At 59.2% G+C, this 17,080-nt stretch carries 16 protein-coding genes; 10 read left to right on the plus strand and 6 right to left on the minus strand.

The annotated features are described in order from the left end of the window. Window positions 1-19: 19 nt before the first annotated feature. Window positions 20-1,360 (plus strand): glutamine synthetase family protein, encoded by a 1,341-nt coding sequence (locus BLS60_RS00665; protein WP_092363516.1) that lies wholly within the window; start codon window positions 20-22, stop codon window positions 1,358-1,360. A 51-nt stretch (window positions 1,361-1,411) separates the two neighbouring features. Here the strand turns inward: BLS60_RS00665 and BLS60_RS00670 are convergent, their stop codons facing one another. Continuing rightward, window positions 1,412-2,023: a Yip1 family protein gene (locus BLS60_RS00670; RefSeq protein ID WP_083328635.1), complete on the minus strand. Its 612-nt coding sequence runs from the start codon at window positions 2,021-2,023 to the stop codon at window positions 1,412-1,414. 430 nt (window positions 2,024-2,453) lie between these two features. On the opposite strand from BLS60_RS00670, the gene BLS60_RS00675 reads away from it, so the two are divergent. The 8 genes from BLS60_RS00675 (at window position 2,454) to BLS60_RS00710 (ending at window position 9,102) form a co-directional block, all read left to right on the plus strand. Then, window positions 2,454-2,756 (plus strand): hypothetical protein, encoded by a 303-nt coding sequence (locus BLS60_RS00675; RefSeq protein WP_092363519.1) that lies wholly within the window; start codon window positions 2,454-2,456, stop codon window positions 2,754-2,756. Then, the gene (locus BLS60_RS00680) at window positions 2,756-3,364 is read left to right on the plus strand and encodes a DUF6436 domain-containing protein (RefSeq protein WP_092363522.1); all 609 of its coding nucleotides are present in this window, start codon (window positions 2,756-2,758) and stop codon (window positions 3,362-3,364) included. Before BLS60_RS00675 ends, BLS60_RS00680 begins: the two co-directional genes overlap by 1 nt. Before the next feature lie 451 nt (window positions 3,365-3,815). Then, on the plus strand, window positions 3,816-4,712 hold the full coding sequence (gene cyoA, locus BLS60_RS00685; protein ID WP_070881263.1) for a ubiquinol oxidase subunit II: 897 nt from the start codon (window positions 3,816-3,818) through the stop codon (window positions 4,710-4,712). Between the two features lie 3 nt (window positions 4,713-4,715). Next, window positions 4,716-6,689, plus strand: a complete 1,974-nt coding sequence (gene cyoB, locus BLS60_RS00690; protein ID WP_070881264.1) for a cytochrome o ubiquinol oxidase subunit I — start codon at window positions 4,716-4,718, stop codon at window positions 6,687-6,689. A 3-nt stretch (window positions 6,690-6,692) separates the two neighbouring features. Continuing rightward, complete coding sequence (cyoC, locus tag BLS60_RS00695) at window positions 6,693-7,316, plus strand: cytochrome o ubiquinol oxidase subunit III (protein ID WP_070881265.1); 624 nt, start codon at window positions 6,693-6,695, stop codon at window positions 7,314-7,316. Next, the gene (locus BLS60_RS00700; RefSeq protein WP_070881266.1) at window positions 7,316-7,648 is read left to right on the plus strand and encodes a cytochrome o ubiquinol oxidase subunit IV; all 333 of its coding nucleotides are present in this window, start codon (window positions 7,316-7,318) and stop codon (window positions 7,646-7,648) included. Before cyoC ends, BLS60_RS00700 begins: the two co-directional genes overlap by 1 nt. A 10-nt stretch (window positions 7,649-7,658) precedes the next feature. Continuing rightward, the gene (cyoE, locus tag BLS60_RS00705; RefSeq protein WP_206353754.1) at window positions 7,659-8,603 is read left to right on the plus strand and encodes a heme o synthase; all 945 of its coding nucleotides are present in this window, start codon (window positions 7,659-7,661) and stop codon (window positions 8,601-8,603) included. A 112-nt stretch (window positions 8,604-8,715) separates the two neighbouring features. Then, window positions 8,716-9,102, plus strand: coding sequence for a 3-phosphoshikimate 1-carboxyvinyltransferase (locus BLS60_RS00710; protein ID WP_338061629.1), 387 nt, complete (start codon window positions 8,716-8,718; stop codon window positions 9,100-9,102). Here BLS60_RS00710 and BLS60_RS00715 read toward each other — a convergent pair. Both BLS60_RS00715 and BLS60_RS00720 read right to left on the minus strand, forming a co-directional pair. Then, window positions 9,089-10,027, minus strand: a complete 939-nt coding sequence (locus BLS60_RS00715; RefSeq protein WP_092363525.1) for a class I SAM-dependent methyltransferase — start codon at window positions 10,025-10,027, stop codon at window positions 9,089-9,091. The two genes, BLS60_RS00710 and BLS60_RS00715, sit on opposite strands and share 14 nt — an antisense overlap. A gap of 152 nt (window positions 10,028-10,179) precedes the next feature. Further along, window positions 10,180-11,457, minus strand: coding sequence for an OprD family porin (locus BLS60_RS00720; protein ID WP_092363528.1), 1,278 nt, complete (start codon window positions 11,455-11,457; stop codon window positions 10,180-10,182). Window positions 11,458-11,995: 538 nt separating this feature from the next. On the opposite strand from BLS60_RS00720, the gene BLS60_RS00725 reads away from it, so the two are divergent. Next, window positions 11,996-12,352 (plus strand): 5-carboxymethyl-2-hydroxymuconate Delta-isomerase, encoded by a 357-nt coding sequence (locus BLS60_RS00725; protein ID WP_092363532.1) that lies wholly within the window; start codon window positions 11,996-11,998, stop codon window positions 12,350-12,352. A 41-nt stretch (window positions 12,353-12,393) separates the two neighbouring features. Here the strand turns inward: BLS60_RS00725 and gcvT are convergent, their stop codons facing one another. The 3 genes from gcvT to gcvH all read right to left on the minus strand — a co-directional run bounded on the left by gcvT (window position 12,394) and on the right by gcvH (window position 16,859). Beyond that, on the minus strand, window positions 12,394-13,515 hold the full coding sequence (gcvT, locus tag BLS60_RS00730) for a glycine cleavage system aminomethyltransferase GcvT (RefSeq protein ID WP_092363535.1): 1,122 nt from the start codon (window positions 13,513-13,515) through the stop codon (window positions 12,394-12,396). Between the two features lie 98 nt (window positions 13,516-13,613). Then, window positions 13,614-16,466 carry an aminomethyl-transferring glycine dehydrogenase gene (gene gcvP / locus BLS60_RS00735; RefSeq protein WP_092363538.1) on the minus strand — a complete coding sequence of 951 codons (2,853 nt, stop codon included), beginning with the start codon at window positions 16,464-16,466 and terminating at the stop codon, window positions 13,614-13,616. A 9-nt stretch (window positions 16,467-16,475) separates the two neighbouring features. Then, on the minus strand, window positions 16,476-16,859 hold the full coding sequence (gene gcvH / locus BLS60_RS00740; RefSeq protein WP_092363541.1) for a glycine cleavage system protein GcvH: 384 nt from the start codon (window positions 16,857-16,859) through the stop codon (window positions 16,476-16,478). Between the last annotated feature and the right edge of the window lie 221 nt (window positions 16,860-17,080).

The following is a 17,080-nucleotide window of genomic DNA, read 5'->3' on the forward strand; positions in this document are numbered from 1 at the left end:
GCGGGCACAGGATCTCCACATGACCACCGATAACCTGCTCGATGAAGTCCGTACCTTTCGCGCCGCACACCCTGACGTGCGTTATGTCGATCTGATATGCCTGGACATCCCAGGGCACTTCTACGGCAAACGCTACCCAATCGACATGCTCGAGAAAGTGGCGGCCGGCGGTCTGCTCAAGCTGCCGCAAAACTGCGTGCTGCTCGGCGCCCAGGGCGGCCTGCATCCGATTGGCGACTACTGCTTCAACGATGGTGACCCCGATGCGACCCGCCGTCTGATTCCCGGTACGCTCAAGCGTGTGCGCTGGGACAGCCAGCCGCTGGGGCAGATGCTGATCAGTTCCGACGGCACCGAGTCGCCAATCGAGTTCGAGCCGCGTGAGGTGCTTTCGCGGGTTTTGCAGCGTCTGGCCAGGAAGGGCATTCGCCCCGTCGTTGCCTTCGAGCTGGAGTTCTATCTGTTCGACCGCGTGCTCAAGGACGGGCTGCCGCAATACCCCCGTGACCCGCTGTGTGGCGACGAGGACGACCAGCCGAACCTGCACATCGATCGGTTATCGAAGTTTTCTGCTGTGCTGCACGAGATTGTCGAGGCTGCCAACGAGCAGGGCATCGACGCCAACGTGATCACCGCCGAAATCGGCCCAGGGCAGTTCGAAATCAACTTCAGCCATTGCGATGATGGTCTGCTGGCTGCCGACTGGGCGGCACTGTTCGGTCGGCTTACCCGTGGCGTCGCACTCAAGCATGGTCATCGCGCCAGCTTCATGAGCAAACCGTATCTGGATGCGCCCGGTAGCGGCATGCATGTGCACGTCAGCCTCTACGACGAGCAGGGCAATAATGTCCTGGCGCTCGACGAACAACGCCCATTGCGCCATGCGGTAGCCGGTTGTCTGGAATGGCTGCCGCATTGCATGCCGATCTTCGCCGCTCACCACAATGCCTATCGCCGTTACGGCTCTCGGGTGAATGCGGCGAGCCGTGCCAGCTGGGGATACGAAGACCGTGATGCCTGCGTGCGGATTCCTGATTCGGACGCTCGCAATCTGCGTATTGAACATCGCCTGGCGGGGGCCGATTCCAATCCCTATCTGGTGCTGGCGGCAATTCTGGCGGCTATGGAGCAGGGCCTGGAACAGCGGCTCGAACCCATCGCGCCGCTTAACGAGGACCGCCAGAGCGGCATCGACTTCCCCATGGACATACTCTCGGCAATCGCCGCGATGCGGCATCATCCGGCCGTGAACAGCGGGCTTGGCGAAGAGTTCGTAATGGTCTACTGCGAAAACAAGCGCCACGATCATCTGGCATTCATGGACAGCATCAGTGCCCGCGAGTATCGATGGTTTCTGTGAGCCGTAAAAGAAAACCCGCCAGCGGCGGGTTTCTTGTCATTGCAGCTGCGCTTATCGGAACAGCGACCAGCTCACCGCATAGTCGTCGAAGCCGAGGCCCCACAGGGCGACCGTCAGCGCGATTATCAATTCGAGTACCAATACGCCGATGGCCAGGGTGCCACCTGAAATGGTCAGCCCTTCATTGACTGGAATACGCAGGAATGCCGGCATGCCTACATAAAGCAGGCGGGCGCTGTAAGCCAGGGCGATAATGCCGACCATCAGCAACAACCAGGCTTTCGGATACAGCAGCGCAATACCTGCAATAAAAAGTGGCGTAGCCACGTAGCCGGCGAAAATGATGCAGCGACGACGGCTCGGGCGGCTTGCAAATGAATCCGACATCCAGTGAATGACGTTACCCATGATCGCGACGCCGATCAGCATCAGGATGTAGAACACGATGCCTAACGCCGCCGCCGTCGGCATTGCCACCTTGTACGCTTCGCCACCGAGGTGCCAACCGATTTGGGTGGTACCGATAAACGCACTGACGACCGGGATAAGCGCCATCAGCAGAACATGATGAGCATAGAGGCGAGTGATGCTCTCCTTTTCTCGGTCGATATTGCGCCACTCGCGGCCCGGATGGGCCAGCAGTCCCCAAATGTGATTGATCATGACTCTTCTCCTCTGGCTCCAGCTTTCCCGCTGGCATGAGTACCCGAGAGCTGATCAGCCATCAACGTGCGGCCATCATTACAATTCAGCCCTCACAGGATATGAGTGAAGCTCACCGCAATAGGTTTGACTAGAAATTTGCCGCTTGCCCCGTTCGGCTCTTTCACGGCAGGCATCCGGTTGAGCGAATGCGGCGGCTGACGGGCCGCTGGAGCCGTTGCGCCTGTCGCTGAGCGCCTCGTAACCGAGTATGTCGGAGCGGGAGTGATGTCGTATTTATCATGTATCGGCAGGGTGCAGTGTTGCTGGTCTAGACGGCCCCAGGGCAGGGGAGGGCTATAACCACTATTTTTGTATGTGCTTTTTTGGCCCTGCCGCCGTAGGGGCAAAAATGCTATGTTCCGCACCCTCTTCGGCGGGGGTGTAGACCATGAGCGACGACCAGGCATGCAATCAATCCACAGATCGAGCAGACACCGGCAAGCGCGGCGGCTGTCTGTGGCTGACGCTGCTCGGGCTGGCCTTTATCGTGCTGGTCTTCGGCATCATCATCTATTCGATCACCCGTGAGCAGACTGCTGATATCCAGGCCAACGAACTGGGCGCCATCCAGACGTGCTGGGACAAGGCTAACGACCCGTCTGCCACGCTGACCTCGCGCTCCTTCGCAACCGACAGCTGCAAGGAAATGGAAAAGCAGTTCCGTATCAAATACGGACGCGAGCCAAAATAATGAGCAAGATACAGACGGCCCCGTCCAAGCGCTTTCTTATAATCCTCTGCCTGCTGGCGTTGGCAGTCATGCTGGCAATCGGCGCCTGGGCCTGGGCACGTTTTGGTGTGGCCTATCTGCGGCCATTCAGCGATCAGGAGCAGGCGGTGTTCTTTCAGGGAGGCGGGCTCAAGCTTCCGGCCGAACTGGCCGGGCCGGGCAATATTCGCGTGGTGCATTTCTGGGACCCCCAGTGCCCTTGCCACAAGGAAACCGATGCCCACCTCAATTACCTGATCAGCCTTTACCGTTTCTCCGGGGTCGAGTTCTACAGCGTGCAGAAGCCGGGAAGCGAAGGTGAGATGCTGCCTTTTCTGCGCGGTAAGTTAACGCCGCTGGAGGCTCTGGAAGGGATGGAGTCAATCCCGGCCAGCCCGGCTATCGCCATTTGGGACCAGCAGGGCCGTCTGGCTTATGCCGGACCTTACAGTGAGGGCCTGGTGTGCAACTCGTCGAACAGTTTCGTGGAGCCGATTCTTGATGCGCTTTCCGACAATCGTAGCGTGTCTGCCGCCAACACTATGGCCGTTGGTTGCTACTGTGACTGGGAGCCTGTTGAAGGATCTTGATTTGTTGCAGTAGCGCTCATTGTCGAGCGTTTCGGCTCGTGCGACATATTGCCGCGCAATTTGTTCGATATGAGCCACTATTATAGGTCGCAACTCTCCTGTTTATTGGCAACCCGTCAGCTGGCCGAGGTATCACCTCGCGCTACAGGTACGGCCATCCGGGGGCTTTGCGAGCTTAGCGAGATGTCGTCAGTCGCAGGGTTGCGACTGGTGGTGTAGGGCTGGGGCAAGCCGGGGCAAGAGACACACCCCGACTATTTGTAGGCCCATCGTCGTTATGCGGTTGGTTTTTTTGGCTGCGTAACCGAAAATGACGCCCCCTCCGTTTAGTAGTTTCGATGCAGAAACGATTTCGGTGTGCGAATGCACCGTTTTCCTGGCATGCCCTGCGTATTGGGTATCAGGCTGAACAGAACGCTATGTGGGATATCACTTTGCTGAAGGTCGTGAAATGAGAGAAGAGAAGTACCACCGCTTGTTCCGCACGCTTCTGACGATTGTCGTGGCCGTCTCCCTGAGTGGCTGCGATTGGGTTCTTTTCGATTCGAAAGGACAGATCGGCATCGAGCAGCGCAACCTCATCATTACCGCCACCCTGCTGATGCTGATCGTGGTGGTTCCTGTCATCTTCATGACCATTCTGTTCGCCTGGCGCTATCGCTCCTCGAACAAGGACGCGACCTACGCGCCCGAGTGGGCTCACTCGCACAAGATCGAGGCCATCGTTTGGGGTGTTCCTTGCGTGATTGTTGTCGTGCTGGCAGTCATCACCTGGAAAACCACCCACGAGCTCGATCCGTACAAGCCGATCGAGTCCGAAGTCAAACCGCTGGTCGTCGAAGTGGTTTCGCTGGACTGGAAATGGCTGTTCATCTATCCGGAGCAGGGCATCGCGACCGTCAATGAGCTGTACATCCCGGACAACACGCCGGTCAGTTTCCAGATCACCTCGCAGTCGGTGATGAATACCTTCTTCATCCCTCAGCTGGGCGGCATGGTTTACGCCATGGGCGGCATGCGCACCCAACTGCACCTGATCGCCAACGAGCCAGGCGAGTTCTTCGGCCTGTCGGGTAACTACAGCGGTCACGGTTTCACGGGCATGAAGTTCGCTGTTCACGCGACCAGCAATGAAGAGTTCGAGCAATGGGTGGCCAAGGCCAAACAGTCGCCGAACACGCTGGACTTCAATGGCAGCTATCAGATGCTGGCCAAGGCGAGTGAAAACAACCCTGTCGAGTACTTCAACGCTCAGCCCGGTCTGTTCCGGCAGATCCTTGGTCAGTACATCGACTACAAGAGCACACATGTGAGCGGAGCCGCGCACGATTCAGGTGCGGAGGAATAAACGATGTTCGGAAAGCTGACACTAGACGCAATACCCCTGCACGAGCCCATCCTCGTGGTCACGATGATTGCCGTGGCCTTGGGCGGGTTCGGTTTGGTTGCCGCACTGACCTACTTCAAGAAGTGGGGTTACTTGTGGACCGAGTGGCTGACTTCGGTCGACCACAAGAAAATCGGCGTGATGTACATTCTCGTCGCCCTGGTCATGCTGCTGCGTGGCTTCGCTGACGCCATCATGATGCGTACGCAACAGGCGCTCGCGCATGGCGGCTCCGAGGGCTACCTGCCACCGCACCACTACGATCAGATCTTTACCGCTCACGGTACGATCATGATCTTCTTCGTAGCGATGCCGATGGTTATCGGGCTGATGAACATCGTCACGCCGCTGCAGATCGGTGCGCGTGACGTTGCCTTCCCCTTCCTGAACTCGCTGAGCTTCTGGCTTTTCGCGATCTCCATGGTGCTGATGAACATGTCGCTGTTCATCGGTGAGTTCGCCATGACCGGCTGGGTTGCGTATCCGCCGTTGTCAGGGATCGAGTACAGTCCGGGGGTAGGGGTCGACTACTACATATGGGCGCTACAGATATCCGGTATCGGTACGCTGCTCACAGGTGTCAACTTCTTCGTAACCATCATCAAGATGCGTGCCCCTGGCATGGGCCTGATGAAGATGCCGATCTTCACCTGGACCATCCTGTGCACCAGCGTGATCATTTGCGGCGCGTTCCCGATCCTGACCGTCACTTTGGCGATGCTGACCCTGGACCGCTATCTGGATTTCCACTTCTTCACCAATGAAGCCGGTGGCAACCCGATGATGTACGTCAACCTCATCTGGGCCTGGGGCCATCCTGAGGTGTACATCCTGATCCTGCCGGCCTTCGGTGTGTTCTCCGAAGTGACAGCAGTGTTCGCTCGCAAGCGTCTGTTCGGTTATGCCTCGATGGTCTGGGCTACCGTGGCCATTACCGTACTGTCGTTCGTGGTATGGCTGCACCACTTCTTCACCATGGGCTCTGGCGCCAGCGTCAACGCCTTCTTCGGTATCGCGACGATGATCATCGCCATCCCGACCGGTGTGAAGATCTTCACCTGGCTGTTCACCATGTACCGCGGTCGCCTGGAATTCACCACGCCGATCTTGTGGACCCTGGGCTTCATCATCACCTTCTCCATCGGTGGTATGACCGGCGTACTGCTGGCTGTCCCGGGCGCAGACTTCCTGCTGCACAACAGCCTGTTCCTGATTGCCCACTTCCACAACGTTATCATCGGTGGTGCGGTATTCGGCTACCTGGCAGGTATTACCTACTGGTTCCCGAAAGCCTTCGGTTTCAGGCTGCATGAGGGTTGGGGCAAGGCGTCGTTCTGGTGCTGGATCATCGGTTTCTACCTGGCGTTCATGCCGCTGTACATCCTCGGCTTCATGGGTATGACTCGCCGTCTGAATCAGGTGACCAACCCAGAGTGGGTGCCGATGACCTACGTGGCCGTTTGTGGTGCCGCGCTGATCGGTATCGGTATCCTGTGCACCCTGATCCAGTTCGTCGTATCGGTGATCAAGCGCAAGGAACTGGCCGACGTGACCGGCGACCCGTGGGACGCTCGTACGCTGGAATGGTCGACCTCGTCGCCACCTCCGTTCTACAACTTCGCGGTCACCCCGCGTGGTAATCGCATCGACGAGTTCCACGAGATGAAGCGTGACGGTCTGCCACCTGCGCCGACCAAGTACGCGCCGATCCACATGCCGAAGAACACCGGCGTTGGCCTGATCATGTCCATGGGCGCTCTGGTCTTCGGTTTCGCCCTGATCTGGCACATCTGGTGGCTGGCGGGATTGAGCTTCGTGGGTATCTTCGCCGTCCTGATCTACAACAGCTACAACACGGACGTCGATTACTACGTGCAGCCCGATGAAATCGAACGCATCGAGAAGGCACACATTCAAGCAAAGGCTAAGCAGGCGTAAACCATGTCCAGTGAAGTTTTGAGCAACCACGCTGCTCATGCCGATGAGCATGAGCACGAGCATCACCACGACGCGGGTGAGATGAAGGTCTTCGGGTTCTGGATTTACCTGATGACCGACTGCATCCTGTTCGCGACCTTGTTTGCTGGTTACGCGGTGCTGAGCACCGCGTACGCTGGCGGTCCTACACCGAAGGATCTGATCGACCTGAAACTGGTTCTGGTCGAGACCTTTGCCCTGCTGTTCTCCAGCATTACCTACGGCATGGCCATGTTGGCCATGTACCGTGGTGACAAAGGCAAGGTACTGGGCTGGCTGGCGGCGACCTTCCTCTTTGGTGCGGTGTTCCTCTCGATCGAGCTGTATGAGTTTCATCACCTGATCCACGAAGGCGCCGCTCCGCAGGTCAGCGCCTACTGGTCCGCGTTCTTCACGCTGGTCGGGACCCACGGTCTGCACGTCAGTGCCGGCCTGGTGTGGATGGCGGTGATGATGCACCAGGTCGCCAGCCGCGGCCTGACGCCAGTCACTCAGACCCGTCTGAGCTGCCTGAGCCTGTTCTGGCACTTCCTGGACGTGGTCTGGATCTGCGTGTTCACCGTTGTCTATCTGATGGGGGCTCTGTAATGGCTCATGATCACCACACTGCCGCTGGCGCTAGCCACGGCAGCACCAAGGATTACGTTGTCGGTTTCGTACTGTCAGTAATCCTCACCGTGATCCCGTTCGCGATCGTGATGAACCCCGTCATGTCGAAAGCGGCCACGTTGTTCACCATCGTCGCGTTCGCGGTCGTGCAGATCTACGTGCACCTGGTGTACTTCCTGCACATGAACACCTCGTCCGAGCAGCGCTGGAACACGGTTGCCTTCGCGTTCACCGTCCTGATCTCCATCATCGTCGTAGCGCTATCGGTCTGGATCATCTGGAGCATGCACTACTACATGATGGTCAACTAAAGAGAGCAGCCTGATGTTCAAGCAATACCTGCTCCTGACCAAGCCGGGCATCGTCTTCGGAAACATGATTTCTGTGGCCGGTGGCTTCTTCCTGGCTTCAAAGGGGGATATCGACCTGATGCTGTTCCTGGCAACAGCATTCGGCGTCGCTCTGGTGATTGCTTCCGGTTGCGTGTTCAACAACTACATCGATATGGACATCGATGTAAAAATGGAGCGGACCAAGAACAGGGTGCTGGTAAAAGGCCTGGTTCCGCCGACTTATGCCATTGTTTACGCCTGCCTCCTCGGGATTGCAGGCGTTGCCTTGCTCTATAAAGCCACGAATCTGCTTGCAGTCGCCTTGGTCCTGATGGGCTTCGTCGTCTACGTCGGGCTGTACAGCCTGTACCTCAAGCGCAATTCGGTTTATGGAACGCTGGTTGGCAGTCTGTCGGGCGCCGCTCCGCCTGTTGTGGGCTATTGCGCTGTAAGCAACGAGTTCGACATGGGGGCAGCCATCCTGCTGCTGATTTTCAGTCTCTGGCAGATGCCCCACTCGTACGCTATTGCCATCTTTCGCTTCAATGACTACCAGGCCGCCAACATTCCGGTGTTGCCGGTGATCAAGGGCATTCCTGCTGCCAAGCGCAGCATCGTCCTGTACATCGCCGCGTTCCTGGTCGCAACGCTGATGCTGACCCTCAGTGGTTACGCCGGCTACAGCTACTTTGTCGTAGCTGCGGTCAGCGGTGCCTACTGGCTATGGATGGGTGTGTCGGGCTACAAGGCAGTCGATGACAAGGTCTGGGCACGCAAGTTGTTCGTGTTCTCCATCGTCACCATTACCGCCCTTAGCGTGATGATGTCGGTGGATTCTCAGTCCACGCCTAGCCAGCTGCTGATGACATCGGTCAACCACATCTGTGGTGCCGATAATGTCAGTGGGTTCTGCGCGGCGTTCGCCTCGCGCTGAGCCTCGGCAAGCGAAACGAGCGGGCCCGGTCATCCTCGATGACCGGGCCCGTTTTCGTTCAAGGCTGCTAAGGTGTCTGCCATGAGGCATTCAGCTATTTGGAGAAGTAACCGTGAGTGAGCAAGATGCCTTCGTAAAAGGCCTCAAGGAACGTCTGCCTGATGATCTCAGGGATTCCTTTAGTAACGAGCAGCTCAGCGCGCTGAAGGTGGCTTTTGGGGCACGCCAGTGGGGACGCCATCCGGTGGATCTGCGCGGTACGCTCAAGCTGTGGCGTTGGCGCTATTATTTTGTACTGCTGGCCGGGCGTAACCAGCGCGATCTCAGCAGGGCACAGCAAGAGCTGTCGCTGACAGCCAAGGCGCTGGGCGTCAGCGTCTTTCTGATGATTTCGCTGCTGGTGGGGCTGCTGTTTCTCTATCTCATCAAGTCAGCCCTGGGTATCAATCTGTTTTCCGGCTATTCGCTGGGCCTGTGGGACTGGTTCAAGAGCGGCTGAACAGCAGCGCTTTGAGCCCGCCCTCGCGATCGGCATCCGGGAACTCGGGCGGGTTGTCCAGACGCCGCTCGAAGCGCAGCTCCGGCGCTTCGGCAGCCATACCGGTGATCAGGAAGTCGCTGCCGGTGTTTGGGTCATTGACGCAGGCCAGCACGCGACCTGTCGGGCTGAGCAGTTCAGGGAGCTTGCGCAGAATCTTCTGGTAGTCGCGAGTGAGGGCGAAGCTGCCTTTCTGAAAGGAGGGTGGATCGATGATGATCAGGTCATACGGGCCGAGCCGTTTCACCTTGCCCCAGGATTTGAATAGCTCATGGCCAAGAAAGCTGACCCGGCTCAGGTCGTGCTCATTAAGACGATGGTTATCGCGCCCGCGGCTCAAAGCCGCTTTGGCCATGTCCAGATTGACCACCAGCTCGGCGCCGCCAGCAATAGCCGCTATCGAGAACCCGCAGGTGTAGGCAAACAGATTGAGTACCCGTTGACCGTCGGCGTTCTCGCGCACCCAGTGCCGGCCCATGCGCATGTCCAAGAACAAGCCGGTGTTCTGTTTGCGGCCCAGATCGAGAAGAAAGCGCAAACCACCTTCCGTGATAACCCACTCGTCCGGGAGCTTTCCCACCAGGCACTGCATCGGGCTGTCGGCCTGATACCGATACTGCACCAGAAGGCTGTGGGCCTGGCTGCGCTGCCATTCGCCCGATTGGCTCAGCTGCTGCAGCATGGCTTGCAACGCTTCCAGCTCGTCTATCGGGGGTTCTCTGAACAGACAAACCAGCACGACGCCCTGTAGCCAGTCGACGGTAATGTGTTCAAGCCCTTCCCAGCAGCGGCCTCGGCCGTGAAACAGCCGCCGGGTTTCTGCTGGTGCCTCATTCAAGGCACGGGTCAGGTGTTGCTGAAGAAAGGCGAGGTTGGCGGGAGTCATGGAGGGATCTTTCGTTTGCCGAGGCCCAGCAGTTTAAAACAAAGCAGCGACCGCTGATGCCTGCAGTGCTTTTGCAGGGGGCATAAAAAGGCCCGTCACGAGGACGGGCCAAAGGTGTCATTACACTGGGGAAAAACGATGCGATGTAACGCTTACAGGATCGACAGCGGGTAGTTGATGATCAGGCGGTTTTCTTGTGCGTCGACGCCCACGCCCGTGTCACGACGGACGTCGGAGTTACGCCAGCGGATGTTCAGGTTTTTAAACGTACCGTCTTGCACGGTGTAGGCCAGTTCGGTTTCACGAGCCCATTCTTCGCCATCTTTATTGGTGGCGCTTACACGGACGTTGTCGCCTTTGGTGTAGCGGTTCATCAGGCTCAGGCCTGGAACGCCGAGAGCGGCGAAGTTGTAGTCGTGACGAATTGCCCAGGAGCGCTCGTTCACGCCGTCAAACGCACTTGTGAAACCATCGTTGACCAGCAAACCGCCGCTCGTGCCATCGACTTTGATGAACTTGTTGTCACCGCTTAGCTTTTGGTAGTTAACGGTGAAGGTGTTCATGCCGGTCTTGGCGGAGAAGCTGCCCTGGTAGACCTTGTTGTCGAGGTCGCCAGCTTTCGAGGAACCGTCGTCTTTGGTATTGACGTAGCCAAGGTTGGCGCCCAGCACCCAGTCACCGACTGGTTGGCTGTGGGTCAATTGTAGGTAGTTCTGCCGATAGATGTCGTTCAGCTCACCGCGCCACAAGCCAACCATAGTGCGTTTTTCGTTGAACTTGAACTCACCGCCTGCGAAATCGAAAGCGTTGGTATTGACACCGGAGTAAGACATGCGCTCAAGGCTGGCATCGTTACGCTGGCTGTTACCGTTGAAGCGACCGCCATACAGGGACAGGCCTTCAATTTCGTTGGAGGTGATCTGGCCGCCCTTGAACGTCTGTGGTAGGGCACGGCCGTCATCGGCGCGCAGGACCGGCAGTACGGCGAACCACTCACCAACCTTCAATTCGGTTTTCGACACCTTGGCTTTCGCAGCTACAGCTGTGCGACCAAACTCATCTGCGGCATGTCGATCGTTTCCGGCGCCGTGCGTAGGTAGCAAGCCGCTGCCGATTGTGCCCCGGCCGCCATCCAGCTTGACAGCGTACATGCCCAATACGTCGATACCGAAGCCGACGGTGCCAGCGGTATAACCGGAGCGTGCATCAAGAATGAAGCTCTGAGTCCACTCAGCTGCCTGGCCTTGATCATCGCCTTGGACGCTTGGGCCGGTGTGGTTGAGGAAGTTGCGGTTGTAGTAATAGTTACGCAGATTAAGGTTGACCTTGGCATCGTCAACAAAGCCTTCGGCGTGGGCCGTGAAGGGCAGGGCGAGGGCCATGCTGCCGGCGCTGATGAGGCCCAGCGAGATGATTTTGCGTGGTGTCATTGTTGTTGTGCTCCCGTTTTTTGAACAGACCGTTCTCTGCTGAGTAGTTATCAACATGCCGTGAGGACGGTATTAAAAGCCCTGTGCAGGGCGACAGACCAACGTGCGAACACGCGGGACTCTGCCTCAGGCCCTAGCCGTCGGCGAATAAGTGGCGCGCAGATATTGAGATGAGTGCGACCCGTTGGGCGAGGAAGCCCGGGTGAGATGACACGGTGCAAAGACGATGATTGTCTTCATGGTGCGACCTTTTTTGTTTTTATAAGGCTTTGTTGTCATACAACATTGCGCCGATTATCTGCAGCTCTGAATCGGCTTGTCAACGCACTCCGATGAAAAGTTCCTTCACCATCGATATTTAGCGCTCTGTCGAGCGCTCGACGGGCAAGAGGCCGCGGCGTTGCAGGCCGTGTGGCCAAGGTAATAATTCATTTTTACGCATCGCTATCGGGTTGCGTATACGACCTTGGCCGCAGACCATGCACGAGCCAAGTCGTGTGATAACGTATGACGATTATTCAGAGCTGTGAGGTTGCCCATGCCACATTGTCTTATCGAAGTCTCGCGCGCCTTGGAAAATGTTCTCGATCCGAAGGAGTTGGTGGCCTTGGTGCACGAGGCTGCGATGGGCAGCGAGCTCTTCAAGCCAGGCGAAGTGAAAGTCCGGCTCAGCCTCTATGACCACTACAGCGTGGGGGGCAGTCAGAGCGATTTCATCCACGTGATTTTCTATCTGCTGGCGGGGCGCACGGACGAGCAGAAGAAGGCGCTGTCGATGGCGGTCGTGGGGGCATTGGTGGAGCGTCTGCCCGACGTGGAAAGTGTGTCGATGGACGTGCGCGATATACGCCGCGAAGCCTTCAGCAATCGGCGCCAATACCTGGACGCTCGCTGATGGGAAACTTCGGGGCGGCAGAGCCACCGCCCCGATGCAACTTAACCGCGGTAGTAGCGCTGTTCCACGAACGGCGTCTTGCTGACTTTCATCGCTACGCGCTTGCCGCGTACCACGGCCCACACGTCACTGCCGACCGCCATGTGACTGCTTTGCACATAGCCCAGTGCCAGCGGCGCGCCCAGGCTCGGACCGAACCCGCCGCTGCATACCTGACCGATGCTCTCGCCGTCGGCATTCACCAACTCGGCGCCCTCTCGCACCGGTGTGCGTTCCTGCGGCAGCAGTCCGACACGCTTGCGGCTCACGCCCTCGCGTTGCTGCGCGAAGATCCGCTCGGCACCCGGAAAGCCGCCTGGACGTGCTCCATCAGCACGGCGAGCCTTGGAAATGGCCCACAGCAGGCTCGCTTCGATGGGCGTGGTTGCCTCGCTCATGTCATGCCCGTAGAGGCACAGGCCGGCCTCCAACCGCAGCGAGTCGCGGGCCCCCAGGCCAATCGCCTCGACTTCTGGCTCGGCCAACAGGCTGCGCGCCAGTGTTTCAGCCTGTGCGGCAGGTATCGATATTTCGAAGCCATCTTCGCCGGTATAGCCGGATCGGCTGACATAGCAGTCGACGCCGAGCAGGCGCACGGCCTGGAATTGCATGAAGGTCATTTTCGCCACTTCCGGTGCCAGGCGGGTAAGCACGTCGACGGCCTTGGGGCCCTGCAGCGCGAGCAGGGCGCGGTCGAAACGCGACTCGATCTGGCACTGGTTGGCGATGTGCTGCTGCAGGTGCATCAGATCCTGATGCTTGCAGGCCGCGTTAACGACCAGAAACAGGGTGTCATCGCCCAGGTTGGCGACCATCAGGTCGTCAAGGATGCCGCCGTTGTCGTCGGTGAACATGGCGTAACGCTGCTGGCCGACGGGCAGGTCGATGATGTCGACCGGTACCAGGCTTTCCAGCGCTTTGGCAGCGCCTGCGCCACGCAGAAGGATCTGGCCCATGTGCGAGACATCGAACAGACCTGCGGCCTCACGGGTGTGCAGGTGTTCCTTCATCACGCCCAGCGGGTATTGCACCGGCATCTCGTAGCCGGCGAACGGCACCATGCGGGCGCCCAGCTCCAGGTGCAGCGCGTGGAGTGGGGTTTTAGCGAGAATCTCGGAAGTCATTACGCTCTCCTGTATAGGTTGCGAGCGGCCTGCCGCAGCGGGCAGGCAGTTACGAGTCGGGGCTACGGCTGCCGAATCGACCGGCAGCCCTATAGCGATCAGGCGTCCTGGTACGCCTCGATTGGCGGGCAGGCACAGACCAGGTTGCGGTCGCCGAAGACGTTGTCGACACGACCGACTGGCGGCCAGTATTTGCCATCGATCAGACTGCGCGTCGGGTAGACCGCCTGTTCGCGGCTGTACGGGTGCGTCCACTCACCGACCAGTTCGGCGGCAGTGTGTGGCGCATTTTTCAGCGGGTTGTCATCGGCGTTCAGTTCGCCACGCTCTACGGCGCGAATTTCTTCACGGATGGCGATCATGGCGTTGCAGAAGCGATCCAGCTCTTCCTTGGATTCGCTCTCAGTCGGTTCGATCATCAGCGTGCCCGCCACCGGGAACGACATGGTCGGCGCATGGAAGCCAAAGTCGATCAGGCGCTTGGCCACGTCGTCGACGCTGATGCCGCTGCTGTCCTTCAACGGACGCAGATCAAGAATGCACTCGTGTGCCACCAGGCCGCCTTCGCCGCTGTACAGCACCGGGTAATGTTCTTCCAGGCGGCGGGCGATGTAGTTGGCATTGAGAATCGCCATCTGCGAGGCCAGGCGTAGGCCGGTGCCGCCCATCATGCGGATGTACATCCAGGTGATCGGCAGGATGCTGGCGCTGCCGAATGGCGCAGCACTCACCGCGCCTTCCTTGCGCTGCATGTGCGCGTGACCGGGCAGGAACGGCGCCAGGTGGGACTTCACGCCAATCGGGCCGACGCCCGGGCCGCCGCCGCCATGCGGGATGCAGAAGGTCTTGTGCAGGTTGAGGTGCGAGACATCGCCGCCGAACTTGCCGGGTGCGCAGAGGCCAACCATGGCGTTCATGTTGGCGCCGTCGATGTACACCTGGCCGCCATTGTCGTGGACGATGGCGCAGATCTCGCGGATGCCTTCCTCGAACACGCCATGGGTGGACGGGTAGGTGATCATGATGGCGGCCAATTGATCGCGGTGTTGCTCGGCCTTGGCGCGCAGGTCGTCAATGTCGACGTTGCCACGTGCGTCGCAGGCGGTCACTACCACGCGCATACCTGCCATATTGGCAGTCGCCGGGTTGGTGCCGTGGGCCGATTGCGGGATCAGGCAAATATCGCGCTTATCGTCGCCACGGCTGTGGTGATAGGCACGGATTGCCAGCAGGCCGGCATATTCGCCCTGGGAACCGGCGTTGGGCTGCAGCGAAACGGCGTCGTAGCCGGTTGCAGCGCAAAGCATGGCTTCCAGCTCGTCGGTCAGCTCCTGATAGCCGGCGCTCTGCTCGGCCGGCGCGAAGGGGTGCAGGTTGCCGAACTCGGCCCAGGTCACCGGAATCATCTCGCTGGCCGCGTTGAGTTTCATGGTGCAGGAGCCCAGTGGAATCATGCTGCGGTCCAGGGCCAGGTCCTTGTCGGCGAGCTTGCGCAGGTAGCGCATCAGCTCGGTTTCCGAGTGGTAGCGATTGAATACCGGATGCTCGAGGATCGCCGACTGGCGCAGTTGCGCCACTGGCAGGCCGCTGTCTGCCGTGTTGGCCAGGGCCTGGAAGTCCGGCAGGGACTTGTCGTTGGCGAACAGGCTCCAGAGCTGCTCGATGTCCGCCTGGGTGGTGGTCTCGTCGAACGACAGGCCGATGCGCTCGGCATCCATTTCACGCAGGTTGATCCCGGCTGCGCGGGCTTTTTCATGCAGGGCGGCGGTTTGCGCAGCGGTGCGCAGGGTCAGGGTGTCGAAGAACGCCTGCTGCTCGACGTGCAGACCTAGTGTCTGCACGCCGCGGGCGAAGATACGCGTCAACTGGTGAACGCGTTTGGCAATCCGGATCAGCCCCTCTGGGCCGTGGTAGACGGCGTACATGGCAGCGATGTTGGCCAGCAGCACCTGGGCGGTGCAAATGTTACTGGTGGCCTTCTCGCGGCGAATGTGTTGTTCGCGAGTCTGCATGGCCAGGCGCAGGGCCGGGTTGCCGAAGCGGTCCACCGAGAGGCCGACCAGTCGACCCGGCATGTCGCGCTTGAACGCATCGCGGGTGGCGAAGTAGGCCGCGTGCGGGCCGCCGAAACCCAGTGGCACGCCGAAGCGTTGCGCGCTGCCCAGGGCCACGTCAGCGCCGAACTCGCCTGGTGCCTGCAGCAGGGTCAGGGCGAGCAGATCGGCTGCGACAGCGACCAGGGCGTTGGCGCTATGGAAACGCTCGACCACCTGACTGTAATCAAAAATGTCGCCATTGCTTGCCGGGTACTGCAGCAGGGCGCCGAAGAAGGCGCTGGCGTCGTCGATGGCGGCTTCGTCACCGACCACCACCTCGATGCCCAGCGGCTCGGCGCGGGTGCGCAGCACGTCGAGGGTTTGCGGGTGGCAGTGCTGGGAGGCAAAGAAGGCGTTGGCGGCCTTGTTCTTCGACAGGCGTTTGCAGAAGGTCATCGCCTCGGCGGCGGCGGTACCTTCATCGAGCAGTGAGGCGTTGGCGATCGGCAGCCCGGTGAGATCGCTGATCAGCGTCTGGAAGTTCAGCAGTGACTCCAGACGGCCCTGGGAAATTTCCGGCTGGTAGGGCGTATAGGCGGTGTACCAGGCGGGGTTTTCCAGCAAATTGCGCAAGATCGGCGACGGCGTGTGGGTGCCGTAGTAACCCTGGCCGATGTAGTTGCGAAACAGCTGGTTCTTGGCTGCGATGGCTTTGATGGCCGCCAGCGCGTCGGCTTCGCTCTGGCCATCGCCAGCCGGCAATACGTTGGTGTTCTTGATGCTGCCCGGGATGACGCTGGCGGTCAGCGCGTCGAGGTCGCTGAAGCCCAGGGTTTCGAGCATCGCAGCGGTGTCTTGGTCACGCGGGCCGATATGGCGCGCGATGAATTCGTTACGGGTGGTCAATTCAGTCATGGTTCTCTCTCAAGCGTCGGCTTTGGCGTTGAGCAGGCGCTCGTAGGCGTTCTGATCGAGCAGGCTGGCCAACGCATTGGCGTCGGCAGGGCGGAAGCGGAAAAACCAGCCCTGTCCGAGCGGTTCGGCGTTGACCAGCTCGGGGCTGGCTTCGAGGTCTGCATTGACTTCGACCACTTCACCGTCGATGGGCATGCCGATGTTGCTGGCGGCTTTCACAGATTCCAGCACGGCCACTTCGTCACCTGCGACATAGGCCTGCAGGTCGGGCAGCTGAACGAACACCACGTCGCCCAGCGCGTCTTGAGCGTAGGCGGTGATGCCTAAAGTGACCAGCCCATCGGCTTCTTGACGCAGCCATTCGTGCTCGACGGTAAAACGCAATTCGCTCATGGAGACTCCTACGTGGTCGTTGTGCCCATCTATGCGGGCGCGGCTAATGGGTAAGCCGTTAGCAAGGGCAGTGCCAGTTTATTTTTATGTTATAAAACAATGGCTTACATGTATTAATGGAGATGCTTGCGAATCATCTGTATCGATATTGATACGCCAAAGATAGCGGTATACCGCAATGGCAGACGACGCGGGGATGTCGGCTTTAAGATATGGCGTGT

The sequence above is a fragment of the Phytopseudomonas seleniipraecipitans genome, from assembly GCF_900102335.1.
Lineage (GTDB): Bacteria > Pseudomonadota > Gammaproteobacteria > Pseudomonadales > Pseudomonadaceae > Aquipseudomonas > Aquipseudomonas seleniipraecipitans.

Coding starts and splice junctions, on each gene's coding strand:
- cyoA (WP_070881263.1), top strand. CDS start 3,816: ATGAGAGAAGAGAAGTACCACCGCTTGTTCCGCACGCTTCTGACGATT.
- gcvH (WP_092363541.1), bottom strand. CDS start 16,859: ATGAGCGAATTGCGTTTTACCGTCGAGCACGAATGGCTGCGTCAAGAA.
- BLS60_RS00680 (WP_092363522.1), top strand. CDS start 2,756: ATGAGCAAGATACAGACGGCCCCGTCCAAGCGCTTTCTTATAATCCTC.
- BLS60_RS00665 (WP_092363516.1), top strand. CDS start 20: ATGACCACCGATAACCTGCTCGATGAAGTCCGTACCTTTCGCGCCGCA.
- gcvT (WP_092363535.1), bottom strand. CDS start 13,515: ATGACTTCCGAGATTCTCGCTAAAACCCCACTCCACGCGCTGCACCTG.
- cyoB (WP_070881264.1), top strand. CDS start 4,716: ATGTTCGGAAAGCTGACACTAGACGCAATACCCCTGCACGAGCCCATC.
- BLS60_RS00725 (WP_092363532.1), top strand. CDS start 11,996: ATGCCACATTGTCTTATCGAAGTCTCGCGCGCCTTGGAAAATGTTCTC.
- gcvP (WP_092363538.1), bottom strand. CDS start 16,466: ATGACTGAATTGACCACCCGTAACGAATTCATCGCGCGCCATATCGGC.
- BLS60_RS00675 (WP_092363519.1), top strand. CDS start 2,454: ATGAGCGACGACCAGGCATGCAATCAATCCACAGATCGAGCAGACACC.
- BLS60_RS00670 (WP_083328635.1), bottom strand. CDS start 2,023: ATGATCAATCACATTTGGGGACTGCTGGCCCATCCGGGCCGCGAGTGG.
- BLS60_RS00715 (WP_092363525.1), bottom strand. CDS start 10,027: ATGACTCCCGCCAACCTCGCCTTTCTTCAGCAACACCTGACCCGTGCC.
- cyoC (WP_070881265.1), top strand. CDS start 6,693: ATGTCCAGTGAAGTTTTGAGCAACCACGCTGCTCATGCCGATGAGCAT.
- BLS60_RS00700 (WP_070881266.1), top strand. CDS start 7,316: ATGGCTCATGATCACCACACTGCCGCTGGCGCTAGCCACGGCAGCACC.
- BLS60_RS00720 (WP_092363528.1), bottom strand. CDS start 11,457: ATGACACCACGCAAAATCATCTCGCTGGGCCTCATCAGCGCCGGCAGC.